Consider the following 16,228-nt stretch of genomic DNA (forward strand, 5'->3'; position numbering starts at 1 on the left):
TCACCGACCTGCGGGTTCGACGGGTCGACGCCCCCAGGCGTCGATGTCGCGGAGCACCGGGGTGCGCTCGATCACCCGGGTGAAACTGACCTTCTCGCTGATCACCGTCAGGGCGACCACACCGGCCAGCAGCGTCAGGCGCACGCCACGCGGTGCCGCGAGGACCACCGCCGTACCGAGTGCGGCCCCGAGTGCGTTCGCTCCGCCGTCACCGAGCATGTCGGCCTCGTCGAGGTCCTGGTCGAGCGCCGCGGCTCCCGCCCCGAGCACCGCGCAGGCCGCACCGGCTCCCGACCCGGCCTGGCCGCCGCCGACCGCCAGGGGCGCCGCGACCATCGCGCTCGCCTTGAGGGCACGTCCCGGCCTCAGGTCGAGCAGGTTGACGAGGTTGGCGCTCGTGGCGATCAGGGCACCGGACGCGAGCACGTCGGCGGTCCAGGCTCCCGGCCCGACCACCGCTCCACCGCGCCGACGCGGTGTCGCGAGCGCGGCGGCGACCAGCGCCCCGGCGCCGATGCCGAGGACCTTGAGGCCCCCGGTGGTGAGCTCGCCGTGGGCGAGGGCGCCGAGGTGACCGCGCAGGCCCTTCCGGCGGCTGCTCACGTCCTCGGCCAGGTCGTCCACGACGCCGAACACCGCTGCCGAGCTCGTCGCGACGCCCAGGGCCCACGCACCGCGCACGGACGGTGCACCGACGAGCGACCCGGCGAGCACCCCCGCCGCGACCGCAGGGCCCTCGAGCATCGAGACGGGCTCACCTCGGTGGTTCGTCCGCGTCCAGCGGGCGGCGCCGCCCGGCGCCTGACCGTCGAGCAGACCGCGCACGACGGCGGTCGTCGTCCCGGCCGCGAGGAACGCGAGACCGCGACGCCACGAGCCGACGCTCACCCCTGACTCTCCGTGGCGTTGTCCAGCGGCAGGTCCGGCGTGCGGTCGACCGGGTCGAGCACGACCTGCGGCGGGAGGACCTCCTCCTCATCACCGAACCCGTAGTGACCCACCGTGCCGTCGATCGCGGCCGCGAGCGCCAGCGGCACGCTGACCTGGCCGACCACCGTGTGCGCACCCGAGACCGTGGTCACGACCTGTGCCAGGTCGTCGTCGGCCAGCAGCGCGTCGATCACCGTGCCGGTGCCGCGCGGGCCGTCGGCCAGCACCACGCCCTCCGAGTAGGTCGCCGCCGCCTGGAGCACGGCTGCGTCGGCGGTGAGCACCGCGGCGACGGGGCTGGCACTCGGGCTCGCCTCGCCGTCCGCGGCCTCCTCCGACGGCGGGGCGAGGACGACGATCGCGTCGGCGGGCGCCTCGACGTCGTCCTCGAACGTCACCAACGGCGTGTCACCCGTGCTCAGGAACTCCAGCAGGGTGGCGGCGTCGGAGGACAGGCTGTTCGGCGACGCGGTGTCGGCACGCGTGAGCCCCTGCACCAGGGCGGCCGCGAGGTCCGTCTCCAACCCCGCGTCGGCCTCCGGCGCAGGGTCGAGGTACGAGACGAGGTTTGCGCTCAGCGCCAGGCGGAACGCCCGCAGGTCCTCGTCGGACCACGCGTCGTTGAGCGTGACGTGCGCGCTGACGCTCGCACCGGCCTGCACGATCCGGTCGTCGATCGCGGTCCGCTCGTCCTCGGGGACCTCGCCCAGGGCGATGACGGCGACCCGACGGTCTGCGAGCGCCCCCTCCAGCAGCTGGGGTGCGGAGGCGTCGACGAAGGCCGTCACCTGGCCGAGGTCCTGCTGGCTCATGTCGAGCTCGGCGCGCAGCGTGTCCTTCTCAGCACGCAGCTGCTCCACCTGCCCGGTCAGGGTGTCGCCGATGGTCTGCTCGAGCGGACCGGCCCCCAGGGCGATGCCGACCGCGAGGGCCAGGAACACCGAGATGAGGGAGACGATGTGGTAACGGAAGTCGATCACAGTGAGAGCTCTCGGTCGCGGACCGGGACGGTCCAGTTCGGGTTCAGGTCGCCGGCACGGGCCGGTGCGGCGGGCGTCACGACAGCCAGCCGAACAGCCCGCTGACCCACGAGGTGAAGTCGTCGATCCGTGCCCCGATGAGGGCGAGGAGCGTCTGGCCGGCCGCGGTCGAGGCGAGCGCGACACCCAGCGCCAGCAGGCCCGCCAGGACGAGCAGCGTCAGCTGCACGTTCGAGATGCGGTGCCGGTAGAGACGGGAGACGCCCTTGGCGTCGACCAGCTTGCTGCCGATGCGCAGCCGGGTGAGGAACGTGCTCGCCATGCCCGAGCGCCCCTTGTCGAGGAACTCGACGAGCGTGGCGTGCGTCCCGACCGCGACGATCAGCTCGGCGCCCTTGTCGTCGGCGAGCAGCATCGCGACGTCCTCGCTCGTGCCCGTCGCGGGGAAGACCACGTGCGCCACGCCCAGCTGCTCCACCCGCGCCAGACCCGGCGCCCGACCGTCACGGTAGGCGTGCACGACGACCTCGGCCCCGCACATGAGCGCGCGGTCGGAGACGGAGTCCATGTCACCGACGATCAGGTCGGGCTTCCACCCGGCCTCGAGGATCGCGTCGGCACCGCCGTCGACACCGATGAGCACCGGGCGGTACTCACGGATGTACGGCCGCAGCGTGACGAGGTCCTCCTTGTAGTGGTAGCCCCGCACCACGATGAGGACCTGCCGACCGTCGATGACCGTGCTGATCGGGGGCACCCCGATCCCGTCGAGCAGCAGGTCACGCTCGCGCCGCAGGTAGTCCATCGTGTTGGCCGCGAACGACTCGAGCTGCACGGACAGGCCCGCGCGCGCCTCCTCGGTCGAGGTGGCCACGGTCTCGGGCGTCTGGGTGACCCCCTCGGCGACGAGCGTCTCGCCGTCGTACACGCAGCCGTCGACCACGCGCAGCACGTGACCGTCCGGCACCGTCATCACGTCCGGACCGAGGTCGTCGACGAGCGGCACACCACCCGAGACGAGGATGTCAGGGCCGAGGTTCGGGTACCGGCCGGACGTCGAACGTGCCGCGTTCAGGACGGCGGCCGGCGCGCACGCCAGCAGCGCCTCGGCAGAGACACGATCGAGGTCCAGGTGGTCGATGACCGCGACGTCACCGGGACGAAGACGCTTGGTCAGCGCCTTCGTCCGGGGGTCGACGCGCGCAGGACCGACCAGTCCGGTGCTGTCAGGTTCGGGGGCACGCTTGCGCAGAGAGACTCTCATCGGGCCTCATCGTCCCACGTCGGACAGGGCCAGAAGCTCGGCCGCGTGCGCGTGCGCCGCCTCCGAGTCCTCCTGGCCCGAGAGCATGCGCGCCAGCTCGCGCACCCGGTCCGGCCCGCGGACCGTTCTCACGTCGGACTCCGTCACCACGTCGACGCCGTCCGAGGTGGACTTCGTCACCACGAGGTGCTGGTCCGCGAAGGCGGCCACCTGCGCGAGGTGCGTCACGACGAGGACCTGCGTGCCACGTGCGAGCGCGGCCAGTCGTCGACCGACCTCGATGGCCGCCCGACCACCGACACCGGCGTCGACCTCGTCGAACACGAAGGTCCCCGGGGTCGCCGAGCCGGGCTCGGAGGCGAGGGCGACCTCGAGTGCGAGCATCACGCGCGAGAGCTCACCTCCGGAGGCGCCCTTGCCGAGGGGCCGGGCAGGCGCACCGGCGTGGGCCACGAGCAGCATCTCGACGCGGTCCAGCCCGTGCGGCCCGGGTTCCTCGAGCCCGTCGACGTCGATCTGCAGCGACGCACCCGCCATGGCCAGCCCGGCGAGCTCGGCCGAGACGATCTCCGCGAGCCGCTGCGCCGCGCGTGTGCGACGCTCGTGAACCTGGCCGCCGAGGGCCGTCAGCTGCTCGGTGAGCTCGGCGACACGCAGCTGCAGGGCTCCGGTCCGCTCGTCCCCGCCGTCGAGGTCGAGGAGCCGACGGCCCGCCTCGTCCGCCCAGGCGAGCACCTGCGCGACGTCCGCGCCGTAGCTGCGGGTGAGCGTGGCCAGCTCGGCCCGCCGCCGCTGAGCGGTGTCGAGCCGGACCGGGTCGGCCTGCAGGTCCTCGAGGTACCCGGACAGCTCGGTGGCGACGTCCGCGAGGAGGTAGCCCGCTTCGGCCACACGTCCGGCGAGCGACGCGAGCGCCGGGTCGTGCTCGCCGACCTGCTCGAGCAGGCGACGCGCATGCTCCACGGCGGTCGTCGCGGCTCCTTCGGCCTCGACCGCGTCGACGTCGCCCGAGAGCGCGAGGTGCGCACCCGAGGCGGCGGCGCGCAGGTCCTCGGCGTGGGCCAGCCGCTCGACCTCCTCGGCCAGCTCGACGTCCTCGAGCGGCTGCGGGTCGATCCGCTCGACCTCGGCGAGCCCGAGGCGCAGCAGCTCGGCCTCACGCGCGAGCTCCTGGGCACGAGCCGTGCGGTCCTCCAGCTCGGCCTGCACCCGGATGCGCTCGGCCCACGTCGAGCGGTACAGGTCGAGCACCGCGCGGTGCTCCGCCCCGGCGAACGTGTCCAGCGCCTCGCGTTGACGGGACGGCGAGCGCAGCCGTGCCTGGTCCGTCTGGCCGTGCACCGTCACGAGCTCGGCGGCCAGCTCGCCCAGCACGGTCTGCGGGACGGAGCGCCCCCCGACGAACGCACGCGATCGCCCCTGCGCGTCGGGGCCGGAGGCGGTCACCGTCCGCAGCAGCACGAGGCTGCCGTCGTCGTCGAGCGCAGCCCCGGCCTCCTCGGCCCGTGCGGCGACCGCGGTGCCGGCGACCCCGGTCACCCGGCCTTCGACCACGGCAGAAGGCGCCCCGAGCCTGACGGTTCCCGGGTCGGCCTTGACACCGAGCAGCAGGGACAGGGCTGTGAGGACCATGGTCTTCCCGGCGCCCGTCTCGCCCGTGAGCACCGTCAGCCCGGGACCGAGGGGCACGTGCGCCCGCCCGATCACCCCGAGGTTCTCGATCCGGATCTCCTCGATCACGGCGACTCCTCCTCCGCGGTGGTTCCCGTGGCCGGGGTCACGCGCGGGACCACCCGATCGGCTCCATGCCGGGGGTGTCCGCGCCAGCCCTCGACCGGCAGCCCGAACTTGTGCACCAGCCGTGTCGTGAACGGTGCCGGCGTCAGACGGGCGAACCGCACCGGCACGGGGCTACGCCGCACCTCGACACGCGAGCCTGGCGGGACGTCGAGCCGACGTCGGCCGTCGCACGTGACGACCCCCCCTGCGGGCGAACGTTCGATGACCTCGACGGCCAGGACGCTGCGCGGGCCGACCACGAGGGGGCGGGCGAACAGCGCGTGCGCCGAGATGGGCACGAGGATCATCCCGTCCACGTCCGGCCACACGACGGGCCCGCCGGCTGAGAACGCGTGCGCGGTCGAACCGGTCGCGGTCGCCATCACCACGCCGTCGCAACCGAAGGACGACAACGGCCGCCCGTCGACCTCGACGATGACCTCGAGCATGCGCGATCGCTCGCCCTTCTCGAGCGCCGCCTCGTTGAGGGCCCACCCGGTCCGGACCGAACCGTCGGGGGCCTGCACGCGCAGGTCGAGCGTGCCGCGCTCCTCGATGACGAAGTCCCCGGCCGTCAACCGGCGGACCGCCTCGCCGACATCGTCCCGCTCGGCCTCCGCGAGGAAGCCGACGTGACCGAGGTTGACGCCGAGCAGCGGCACCCGTGACCCGCGCGTGAGCTCGGCGGCGCGCAGCACCGTGCCGTCACCACCGAGCACGACGGCCAGGTCGAACGGCGGGAGCGAGGCCGGGTCGCCGTCCTCGGGCGCGAGGACCGGCTCCACACCGGCGCGCTCGAGCTCGCGGACAGCCTCGGCCGTCGCCTGGACAGCCTCCTCCCGACCGCTGTGGGTCACCACGACGGCACGACGCGTCATGCGGCCCCTCCCCGCACGACCGCTTCGATGCGTGCCACGGGCACACCCTCCTCATCGTCGTCCGTGAGGCCGCCGGGGTCGACGACCTCCGGGCCGCCCGCGCCGGAGCGCGACAGCCACAGGAAGTACTCCACGTTGCCGCTCGGGCCCGGCAGCGGGCTGCGCACGACGTCGCGCACCCTCAGGCCGTGCTCGACCGCACAGCGGGCCACGGCCGTGACCGCTCCGGCCCGCAGACCCGCGTCGCGCACGACACCGGTCGCGCCGAGCCGGTCGCGCCCCACCTCGAACTGCGGCTTGACCATGACCAGCAGGTCGGAGCTCGCCGAGGCGACCTGGGCGAGGGCCGGCAGCACGAGCGTCAGCGAGATGAACGACAGGTCGGCGACCACGAGCCCCGGCCGCGGTTCCACGTCGCCCGCGCGCAGGGCCCGCACGTTGACGCCGTCACGCACCTCGACTCGCGGATCCTCTCGCAACCGGGGGACGAGCTGGTCGTGCCCGACGTCGACCGCGACCACGTGCTGTGCCCCACGCCGCAGGAGCACGTCGGTGAACCCGCCCGTGCTTGCCCCGGCGTCGAGGCAGACGCGCCCGCGGACCTGAGGGCCCCGGGCCCCGAGCTCGTCGAGGGCGCCTGCGAGCTTGTGGCCCGCGCGGGACGCGTAGCCGGGATCGTCGACGTCCTCCGCGACGGCCAGCGCGTCCAGCGGGCCGACCTGGGCCGAGGCACGCCCCACGACCGATCCGTCGACGCTGACCCGCCCGGAGGAGATCAGGTCCGCCGCGTGGCCGCGCGATCGTGCCAGCCCGCGACGCACGAGCTCACTGTCCACCCGTGCGCTCACGACGGGTCAGCCCTCCGCGTCGGCGAGCCGGTCCTGCAGGGACCCGTGCACTGCGTCGAACGCCGCGACGTGCTCCCGCAGCGGCAGCTCGTCGAGGCCTCCCAGCGTCGCCAGCGCCTGGTCGACCGCCGCGTCGCCGGTCCCGTCAGCCGAGGGGTCTCCCCCCGACCGCGACAGGGCGCTCTCGTCGACCTGCTCCACCTCGCCACCGACCTTCCCGATGCGCCACGGCCGACGCCCGGTCCGTGCCACGACCACGCTACCTGCTGCCACCCACCCGCCTGCGGATGCCCACAGGCGGGTGGGCCGGAGCGCTCGTGCGGATCTCCCGGCGCCGGACTGCGGAGGGCGCCCCTGCGCTGTCCCCGTCGAGCCGGCCTCGTCAGCCGCCGATCGCCGCCGGGACGACCAGCTCGGGAACGCTCGAACCGTCGACCCGTTCGCCGCGGTCGACCGCGTCCCACGCGGCCGCGCACGCGACGCGCACCACGTCCAGGAGCTGCGACGCGCTGTCGCGCGGTCCGTCGAGCTGCAGGGCACCGTCGACCACGCGCGCGGAACCGGACCGGCAGGTCCACCACCCGTGCGCCGCGGGCACCGGTTCGGGGTGCGGCTCGAGCAGGCTGCGCAGGTCGGCACCGATGTAGTGCGGGCGCTCACCGGGCTGTGCGAGCACGTCGTCCCGCGCCGAGCTGACGCCCGTCAGCACGTGCAGACCGGCGAACCCGCCCGCGCGTGCCCCTGCGAGGTCGGTGTCGAGCCGGTCCCCGACCACCAGGACCTCGCGCGCGCCGGCCCTCTCGACGGCCATGTGGTACATCGCCGGCGAGGGCTTCCCCGCGCTGTCGGGCGTGACACCGGTCGCCGCCCGCACCGCCCCCACGAGCGAGCCGTTCCCGGGTGCCATCCCCCGGGCGGTCGGCAGGCTCAGGTCCAGGTTCGAGGCCACGTACCAGGCGCCGCGCTCGACCGCGTAGGCGGCCTCGGCCAGCTGCGCCCAGCCCACCTCGGGGGCGAACCCCTGGACGACCGCGTCCGGCGCGTCATCGGCGGACGTGACCACCACGAAGCCCGCGGCCCGCACGGCAGTCACCAGCCCGGCTCCTCCGACCACCAGGACGGAGGAGCCGGGGGCGAGCCGGTCGGCCAGGAGACGTGCGGCTGCCTGGGCAGCCGTCATGACCTCCTCGGGCTCGGTCGGGATACCCAGCCCCGACAGCTGGCTCGCCACCGACTCCGGCTCGCGCGAGGCGTTGTTGGTGACGAACACCAGCCGCATGCCGAGCGCTCGCGCACCCCCGAGCCCGGTGGACGCGCCGTCGATCGGCTCGTGCCCCCGGTACGCGACACCGTCGAGGTCGACGAGCGCCAGGTCGTAGCGCGCAGCGAGCGGGACGTCGGACCCGATCAACCCCGCTGCGGTCATCGCTCGTCCCCCTCCACCTCGTCGGCCTCGGCCTCGGGCGCCGTCGGCGCGGCCTCGACGTCGGACTCGTCCACCTCCGGCTCGGCGTCGGCGTCGGGCGCGTGGACCTCGTCGACGTGGCCGGCCTGCTCCACGTCCCCGTCGGCCTCGACCTCGACCTCGACGGAACCGTCCGGCTCGTCGGTGTCCTCCGCCTCGTCTGCCAGGTCGAACACGACGACCTCGTCCTCCTCCTCGACGTCACCGGCGGCCTCGGCGAGCTGGCTCGCCGAGTACGGCGCGAGCTCGGCCTGCGCCTCGTCACCGCGGCCCGCGGCCTCGAGCGCGACCGCGCGGGCCTGCGCCACGCGGATCTGCTGCACGCCGGTCGCGGCACGCACGACAGGGGTCGCCAGCGTCGCCACGGCAGCCTCGGACTGCCCGAGGTCCAGCCGCGCTCCGCTGACGACCATCGCGAGCTCGACCTGCGCGTCCGGATCGAGCGACGCAGCCTCCGGCTCCTGCGCGAGGGCGAGCGCACGTTCGGGACGTCCCAGACCCCGCTCGCAGTCCGCCATGACGGGCAGGTGCTCCGACGAACCGTTGAGCCGCCGGACCGTGCGCAGCTCGCGCAGCGCCTCGGCGTACCGTCCCGTGCGATAGGCCGCCAGACCGGCTGCCTCACGTACGACGTCGACACGCCCTCCACGGCTCACGGCAGCCTGCGCGTGCTCGTACGCCAGCTCCGGGTCCTCGTCGAGCAGACGCCCCACCATGACCAGGTGACGGCCGACGCGGTCGGCGTTCTCCTTGCTGAGCGTCCGCAGCCTGCCCCGGACATCCCGCGAGAGCTCACCGAACACGACGTCCTCGGGGATCTCCGGCCCCTGCACCCGCTGGTCTTGCGGCGCGCGGGTGGATCGCTCCTCGCCGGAACCGCGAAGCGGCCTGGGCCCACGGGCAGCAGGTCCCGAACCGAAGGACGCGGACCGGTCCGGCGTCCGACGCGACCGATCGTCACCGCGGGCCGGACCCGCGACGCCACGATCAGGACGGTCCGGGCGCGTCCACGCGGATGTGCCGTCGCGCGCCTCCCGCGCCTGCCACGCGGCCGCCGGTCGTCCCGATCCCTGGTCACGACCGCGAGACGGCGTCCGAACGTCACCGTCGCGTCCGCTTGCAGGACGAGCAGGGCGGTCACCGGCAGGGCGTGCTCCGCGGGCGCGATCGTCCGTCCCGTAGGCCGGTCGCCCGCCGGGCTCGAATCCACCGCGGGAGCCGCCACGGCTCCCACCCGCGTCGCCGCCGCGTGCGTCCGGACGGCCCGCGCGACCGGCGCCTCCCGAACGGGCGCCGTTCGCGTCGCCGGACCGCCCGTACTCGCCGGGTCCCGTGCGACGAGGAGCGCCAGAGGTGTCCTCACCCCGACGCGGACCAGCTCCGCGCGCGCCGGAGGGCCGCTCGGACCAGCCGCGAGCACTCGCGCCGCCGCGCTCGTCCGGACGGCTCGACCGCTCCGGACGGCCAGCACCATACGGACGATCGGTTCCCGGACCTGAACGACCGGTGCGCTCCGAACGATCGGGGCGCGAACGATCCGAGCGATCGGGACCAGAACGGTCGGAGAACCCCCCGGGCGAACGTCGCTCGTCACCGCGCGACGCAGGAACGGACCCGCGTCCCGCCCCGTAGCCCGCAGAGCGTGCCCCGGCTCCCGAGGGACGCTCCGTCCCGCTGCGGTCCGAGCCGCCCCATGCCCCGCGGGACGCGTCGCGCGCCTGGGACGTCCCCGTCCCCCGCGGACCGCCCGAACGAGGGCCGGTCCACGGCTCACGCTGGTCGGAACCACCGCGACCACCGCGGTCCTCACGCGCCCACGGTCCGCGTGCCTCCCCTGCGATCGGTCGACGACGTGCCGGCGCGTCGTCGCGCCGGCCGGCGCGCGGCCTGTCCGGCTCGCCCCATCCGCTTCCGGCTCGTCGGTCCGCCGTACCCGGACGCTCGCGACGAACGTCTCGCTCCTGCCCCGCCGGAGCGCCCCACGAGCCGCCCCGCGCGCCCGACGACGGCCGGTCGCCGCCGGGCGCTCCCCGCCGCGCAGCCCCGGAGCCACCGCCACTCTGCCACCCGGAGGAACCGCCCTGCGGCCTCCCCGACGAGCTCGGGCCCCGGTACCCGCCGTCCCGCGAGGGACGAGCTTCGCCGGAACCGCCGCGGGTCCCCCCACCGTACGAACGTGTCGCGTCAGGACGCCCCTCGCGAGACGGAGGCGTCGAGCGCCCTCGATCGCCTGCTCCCCGCGGGCCGGAACCGCCCCGGGGGGCGGCGCCTTCGCTGTCACGTCGGGTCCTGCCGTCACGCTCGTCGTCAGGCCTGCGCCCGCGGTACTCGCTGTTCATCTGTGGGTCTCCTCATCGCGGGACGTCCGCGTTCCATGGTCTCATTCCGCGCGCCGCGGTCCCACCCCCGGCCCCGACCCGCGCGGGTGACGCCCCACACAGGTCGTCACCGCGTCGTCGAACCGCAGGCACCCCACCGCGCGCACATCCAGCCGCGTCCGACTGGCCACCCGGGGATACCCCGCGACAGCCCGGAACGTTCGGCCGTGTGCGCTGAGCCGCGGCTCTGCTGGTGACAGGCCCGCATTCACCACGAGGACGATCCTCACAGGGCTGGGCGGTTCTGGGGAAACACGAAGAGCCACCCCTTTTCAGGGATGGCTCTTCGTGAATGGTGTCCGGCGGCGTCCTACTCTCCCACACCCTGGCGAGTGCAGTACCATCGGCGCTGAAGGGCTTAGCTTCCGGGTTCGGAATGGGACCGGGCGTTTCCCCTTCGCTATGACCGCCGTAACGTTGTCGAGTTGTCAAACGGGTTCCCGTTCGTCTCTCGGGAACCGCACAGTGGACGCGTAGCAATGAATGAAGTGGTGAAGTTGTCGGCTTATTAGTACCGGTCAGCTGCGAAGGTCTTTCGTCCCTTCTTCCACATCCGGCCTATCTACCCAGTGGTCTAGCTGGGAGCCTCTCACCCCTCAAGGGGGCATGGAAACCTCATCTTGAAGCAGGCTTCCCGCTTAGATGCTTTCAGCGGTTATCCCTTCCGAACGTAGCTAACCAGCCGTGCTCCTGGCGGAACAACTGGCACACCAGAGGTTCGTCCGTCCCGGTCCTCTCGTACTAGGGACAGCCCTTCTCAAGTTTCCTGCGCGCGCAGCGGATAGGGACCGAACTGTCTCACGACGTTCTAAACCCAGCTCGCGTACCGCTTTAATGGGCGAACAGCCCAACCCTTGGGACCTACTCCAGCCCCAGGATGCGACGAGCCGACATCGAGGTGCCAAACCATGCCGTCGATATGGACTCTTGGGCAAGATCAGCCTGTTATCCCCGGGGTACCTTTTATCCGTTGAGCGACGGCGCTTCCACAAGCCACCGCCGGATCACTAGTTCCGACTTTCGTCCCTGCTCGACCTGTCAGTCTCACAGTCAAGCTCCCTTGTGCACTTGCACTCGCCACCTGATTGCCAACCAGGCTGAGGGAACCTTTGAGCGCCTCCGTTACATTTTAGGAGGCAACCGCCCCAGTTAAACTACCCACCAGGCACTGTCCCTGATCCGGATTACGGACCGAGGTTAGATGTCCAGAGCGACCAGAGTGGTATTTCAACGTTGACTCCACCGACACTGGCGTGCCGGCTTCACAGTCTCCCACCTATCCTACACAAGCCGCACCGAACACCAATACCAAGCTATAGTAAAGGTCCCGGGGTCTTTCCGTCCTGCTGCGCGTAACGAGCATCTTTACTCGTAGTGCAATTTCGCCGAGTTCGCGGTTGAGACAGCGGAGAAGTCGTTACGCCATTCGTGCAGGTCGGAACTTACCCGACAAGGAATTTCGCTACCTTAGGATGGTTATAGTTACCACCGCCGTTTACTGGGGCTTAAATTCTGAGCTTCGCCTTGCGGCTGACCCGTCCTCTTAACCTTCCAGCACCGGGCAGGCGTCAGTCCGTATACATCGTCTTGCGACTTCGCACGGACCTGTGTTTTTAGTAAACAGTCGCTTCTCCCTGGTCTCTGCGGCCCTTCACGCTTCCCCGGGCTAGCCGGTTCACGCTTCAGGCCCCCCTTCTCCCGAAGTTACGGGGGCATTTTGCCGAGTTCCTTAACCACGATTCTCTCGATCGCCTTGGTATTCTCTACCTGACCACCTGAGTCGGTTTGGGGTACGGGCGGCTAGAACCTCGCGTCGAGGCTTTTCTTGGCAGCATAGGATCACCCAATCATCCCGCATACACGGTCACCGTCGGTTCTCAGGCTTCACGAGAGGCGGATTTGCCTACCTCTCACCCTACGACCTTGGACGTGGACTACCATCGCCACGCTGGGCTACCTTCCTGCGTCACCCCTGTTAATACGCTTACCTACTACCGGTTCGGGTCCCGTGCTCCGGAGTGCGGTGTCCCCGAAGGGACGGTGCACACCATCGGACGGTTAGCATCACCGGGCTCGGTATGGGCGGTTCTTCGCCGGTACGGGAATATCAACCCGTTGTCCATCGACTACGCCTGTCGGCCTCGCCTTAGGTCCCGACTTACCCAGGGCGGATTAGCCTGGCCCTGGAACCCTTGGTCATTCGGCGGACGGGTTTCTCACCCGTCTTTCGCTACTCATGCCTGCATTCTCACTCGTGTGGCGTCCACCGCTGGGTTACCCCGCGACTTCACCCGCCACACGACGCTCCCCTACCCATCCACACGACTGAACCACGAAGGCTTGTCTAATATGTGAATGCCACAGCTTCGGCGGTGTGCTTGAGCCCCGCTACATTGTCGGCGCGGAATCACTTGACCAGTGAGCTATTACGCACTCTTTCAAGGGTGGCTGCTTCTAAGCCAACCTCCTGGTTGTCTGTGCAACTCCACATCCTTTCCCACTTAGCACACGCTTAGGGGCCTTAGCTGGTGGTCTGGGCTGTTTCCCTCTCGACTACGGAGCTTATCCCCCGCAGTCTCACTGCCACGCTCTCACTTACCGGCATTCGGAGTTTGGCTAACGTCAGTAACCTGGTGGGGCCCATCGGCTATCCAGTAGCTCTACCTCCGGCAAGAAACACGTGACGCTGCACCTAAATGCATTTCGGGGAGAACCAGCTATCACGGAGTTTGATTGGCCTTTCACCCCTAACCACAGGTCATCCCCCAGGTTTTCAACCCTGGTGGGTTCGGGCCTCCACGCGGTCTTACCCGCGCTTCACCCTGCCCATGGCTAGATCACTCCGCTTCGGGTCTAGAGCACGCGACTGAGACGCCCTATTCGGACTCGCTTTCGCTACGGCTTCCCCACACGGGTTAACCTTGCCACGTACCACTAACTCGCAGGCTCATTCTTCAAAAGGCACGCTGTCACCCCTGCTAGGGAGGCTCCAACGGATTGTAGGCACACGGTTTCAGGTACTATTTCACTCCCCTCCCGGGGTACTTTTCACCTTTCCCTCACGGTACTTGTCCGCTATCGGTCACCAGGTAGTATTTAGGCTTACACAGTGGTCTGTGCAGATTCACTCCGGGTTTCTCGGGCCCGGAGCTACTTGGGATCCCCTTCGGGAGGCCACGCCATTTCGTCTACGGGGGTACCACCCTCTGTGCCGGGCCTTTCAATGCCCTTCGACTATGACGCGACTTTCTGACTCCCTGCTGAATCGGCAGAATCAGCTGAAAGGTCCCACAACCCCGCGTACGCAACGCCTGCCGGCTTGAACACGTACACGGTTTGGCCTGATCCGCTTTCGCTCGCCACTACTCACGGAATATCTCTTCCTGCCGGTACTGAGATGTTTCACTTCCCGGCGTTCCCTCCACTCACCCTATATATTCAGGTGAGGGTCACACGACATGACTCGTGCGGGGTTTCCCCATTCGGACATCCTCGGATCACGGTTCGTTTGCCAACTCCCCGAGGCTTATCGCAGGCTACAACGTCCTTCTTCGGCTCCTGGTGCCAAGGCATCCACCCTGTGCCCTTATAAACTTGACCACAAAGATCATTCAAAAAGATGCTCGCGTCCACTGTGCAGTTCTCAAGCTACGACCGGCTCCCACCCTCCCCGGCGCCTACCTTCCACCCCACAGGGCACAAGACGGTTCATCCGGACCAGGCGGGCCCGCAGGCCCGAACACCAGAACACCACCCCTCAGGGCGACACCCGGCGCTCAGCCCCGAGACAACAACCACAAAGGCTGTTCCCTCAGGACCCAACAGCGTGCCAGGCCGACCCACCCACCAGCAGACATCCGTTCCCACCCGCACCGAAGCGCGACGTACTAGGAGCTGCCGACAGACAAGCCGGCCGTAGTCGATGTTCCACCCTTGAGCACCACCCCCAGCTCGTTCGGCCAGGGCGTGGGCCTGGACAACTCGCACCCCCCATGACAGGGACTACAGCTGCCAGATGCTCCTTAGAAAGGAGGTGATCCAGCCGCACCTTCCGGTACGGCTACCTTGTTACGACTTAGTCCCAATCGCCAGTCCCACCTTCGACGGCTCCCTCTCTTACGAGTTGGGCCACCGGCTTCGGGTGTTACCGACTTTCGTGACTTGACGGGCGGTGTGTACAAGGCCCGGGAACGTATTCACCGCAGCGTTGCTGATCTGCGATTACTAGCGACTCCGACTTCATGGGGTCGAGTTGCAGACCCCAATCCGAACTGAGACCGGCTTTTTGGGATTCGCTCCACCTTGCGGTATCGCAGCCCTTTGTACCGGCCATTGTAGCATGCGTGAAGCCCAAGACATAAGGGGCATGATGATTTGACGTCATCCCCACCTTCCTCCGAGTTGACCCCGGCAGTCTCCTATGAGTCCCCGGCATGACCCGCTGGCAACATAGGACGAGGGTTGCGCTCGTTGCGGGACTTAACCCAACATCTCACGACACGAGCTGACGACAACCATGCACCACCTGTACACCGACCTTGCGGGGAGCACATCTCTGCACTTTTCCGGTGTATGTCAAGCCTTGGTAAGGTTCTTCGCGTTGCATCGAATTAATCCGCATGCTCCGCCGCTTGTGCGGGCCCCCGTCAATTTCTTTGAGTTTTAGCCTTGCGGCCGTACTCCCCAGGCGGGGCACTTAATGCGTTTGCTGCGGCACGGAACTCGTGGAATGAGCCCCACACCTAGTGCCCAACGTTTACGGCATGGACTACCAGGGTATCTAATCCTGTTCGCTCCCCATGCTTTCGCTCCTCAGCGTCAGTTGCGGCCCAGTGACCTGCCTTCGCCATCGGTGTTCCTCCTGATATCTGCGCATTCCACCGCTACACCAGGAATTCCAGTCACCCCTACCGCACTCTAGTCTGCCCGTACCCACTGCAAGCCCAAGGTTGAGCCTTAGGTTTTCACAGCAGACGCGACAAACCGCCTACGAGCTCTTTACGCCCAATAATTCCGGACAACGCTTGCGCCCTACGTATTACCGCGGCTGCTGGCACGTAGTTAGCCGGCGCTTCTTCTGCAGGTACCGTCACTTGCGCTTCTTCCCTGCTGAAAGAGGTTTACAACCCGAAGGCCGTCATCCCTCACGCGGCGTCGCTGCATCAGGCTTGCGCCCATTGTGCAATATTCCCCACTGCTGCCTCCCGTAGGAGTCTGGGCCGTGTCTCAGTCCCAGTGTGGCCGGTCGCCCTCTCAGGCCGGCTACCCGTCGTCGCCTTGGTAGGCCATCACCCCACCAACAAGCTGATAGGCCGCGAGCCCATCCTTCACCGATAAATCTTTCCAGACGCAACAGATGCCTGTACGTCTCATATCCGGTATTAGACCTCGTTTCCAAGGCTTATCCCAGAGTGAAGGGCAGGTTACTCACGTGTTACTCACCCGTTCGCCACTGATCAGACCAAGCAAGCTTGATCATCACCGTTCGACTTGCATGTGTTAAGCACGCCGCCAGCGTTCGTCCTGAGCCAGAATCAAACTCTCCGTAAATGTCTACATGGCACCCCACCACCGAAGCGGTGAAGCAACCGACACACGAAACGGTCCGAAGACCAATCAGATTCGGCTTCAAAAAGACCCTCTCCCACGGAGGTAGGAAAGAGCCCAATCTCAACCAAGACTCACCACACCCTCACACCCCACCGA

The 16,228-nt window shown here is 69.1% G+C and carries 9 protein-coding genes and 3 rRNA genes; all 12 read right to left on the bottom strand.

The genetic code is table 11. The annotated features are described in order from the left end of the window. Entirely contained in the window at positions 1-888 is an 888-nt protein-coding gene (locus BKA22_RS18270; RefSeq protein ID WP_146954298.1) for a hypothetical protein, read from the bottom strand. After that, complete coding sequence (locus BKA22_RS18275; protein WP_146954297.1) at positions 885-1,910, bottom strand: copper transporter; 1,026 nt, start codon at positions 1,908-1,910, stop codon at positions 885-887. Before BKA22_RS18275 ends, BKA22_RS18270 begins: the two co-directional genes overlap by 4 nt. Positions 1,911-1,986: 76 nt before the next feature. Continuing rightward, positions 1,987-3,174, bottom strand: coding sequence for a putative cytokinetic ring protein SteA (steA, locus tag BKA22_RS18280; RefSeq protein WP_146954296.1), 1,188 nt, complete (start codon positions 3,172-3,174; stop codon positions 1,987-1,989). 6 nt (positions 3,175-3,180) lie between these two features. Beyond that, positions 3,181-4,914 carry a DNA repair protein RecN gene (gene recN, locus BKA22_RS18285; protein ID WP_146954295.1) on the bottom strand — a complete coding sequence of 578 codons (1,734 nt, stop codon included), beginning with the start codon at positions 4,912-4,914 and terminating at the stop codon, positions 3,181-3,183. Further along, positions 4,911-5,831, bottom strand: coding sequence for an NAD kinase (locus BKA22_RS18290; RefSeq protein WP_146954294.1), 921 nt, complete (start codon positions 5,829-5,831; stop codon positions 4,911-4,913). The genes recN and BKA22_RS18290 overlap by 4 nt, the downstream gene beginning before the upstream one ends. Beyond that, entirely contained in the window at positions 5,828-6,679 is an 852-nt protein-coding gene (locus tag BKA22_RS18295; RefSeq protein WP_146954293.1) for a TlyA family RNA methyltransferase, read from the bottom strand. The genes BKA22_RS18290 and BKA22_RS18295 overlap by 4 nt, the downstream gene beginning before the upstream one ends. Positions 6,680-6,685: 6 nt before the next feature. Then, entirely contained in the window at positions 6,686-6,952 is a 267-nt protein-coding gene (locus BKA22_RS18300) for a hypothetical protein (protein WP_146954292.1), read from the bottom strand. A gap of 109 nt (positions 6,953-7,061) precedes the next feature. Continuing rightward, positions 7,062-8,105, bottom strand: a complete 1,044-nt coding sequence (locus BKA22_RS18305; protein WP_146954291.1) for an HAD-IIA family hydrolase — start codon at positions 8,103-8,105, stop codon at positions 7,062-7,064. Beyond that, complete coding sequence (locus tag BKA22_RS18310) at positions 8,102-8,977, bottom strand: tetratricopeptide repeat protein (RefSeq protein WP_223203708.1); 876 nt, start codon at positions 8,975-8,977, stop codon at positions 8,102-8,104. Before BKA22_RS18310 ends, BKA22_RS18305 begins: the two co-directional genes overlap by 4 nt. A 1,842-nt stretch (positions 8,978-10,819) precedes the next feature. Then, positions 10,820-10,936, bottom strand: a 5S ribosomal RNA gene (rrf, locus tag BKA22_RS18315). A 74-nt stretch (positions 10,937-11,010) separates the two neighbouring features. After that, positions 11,011-14,122: ribosomal RNA gene (locus BKA22_RS18320) — 23S ribosomal RNA — on the bottom strand. A 426-nt stretch (positions 14,123-14,548) separates the two neighbouring features. Then, positions 14,549-16,072 (bottom strand): 16S ribosomal RNA (locus BKA22_RS18325). The 16S, 23S and 5S rRNA genes sit together here, the layout of an rRNA operon. Between the last annotated feature and the right edge of the window lie 156 nt (positions 16,073-16,228).

Source organism: Cellulomonas soli (assembly GCF_013409305.1).
GTDB classification, from domain to species: domain Bacteria; phylum Actinomycetota; class Actinomycetes; order Actinomycetales; family Cellulomonadaceae; genus Cellulomonas; species Cellulomonas soli.

What these genes read in the sequence shown, in the direction of transcription:
- steA (WP_146954296.1), bottom strand. Translation starts at nt 3,174, where the DNA reads ATGAGAGTCTCTCTGCGCAAGCGTGCCCCCGAACCTGACAGCACCGGA.
- BKA22_RS18290 (WP_146954294.1), bottom strand. Translation starts at nt 5,831, where the DNA reads ATGACGCGTCGTGCCGTCGTGGTGACCCACAGCGGTCGGGAGGAGGCT.
- BKA22_RS18305 (WP_146954291.1), bottom strand. Translation starts at nt 8,105, where the DNA reads ATGACCGCAGCGGGGTTGATCGGGTCCGACGTCCCGCTCGCTGCGCGC.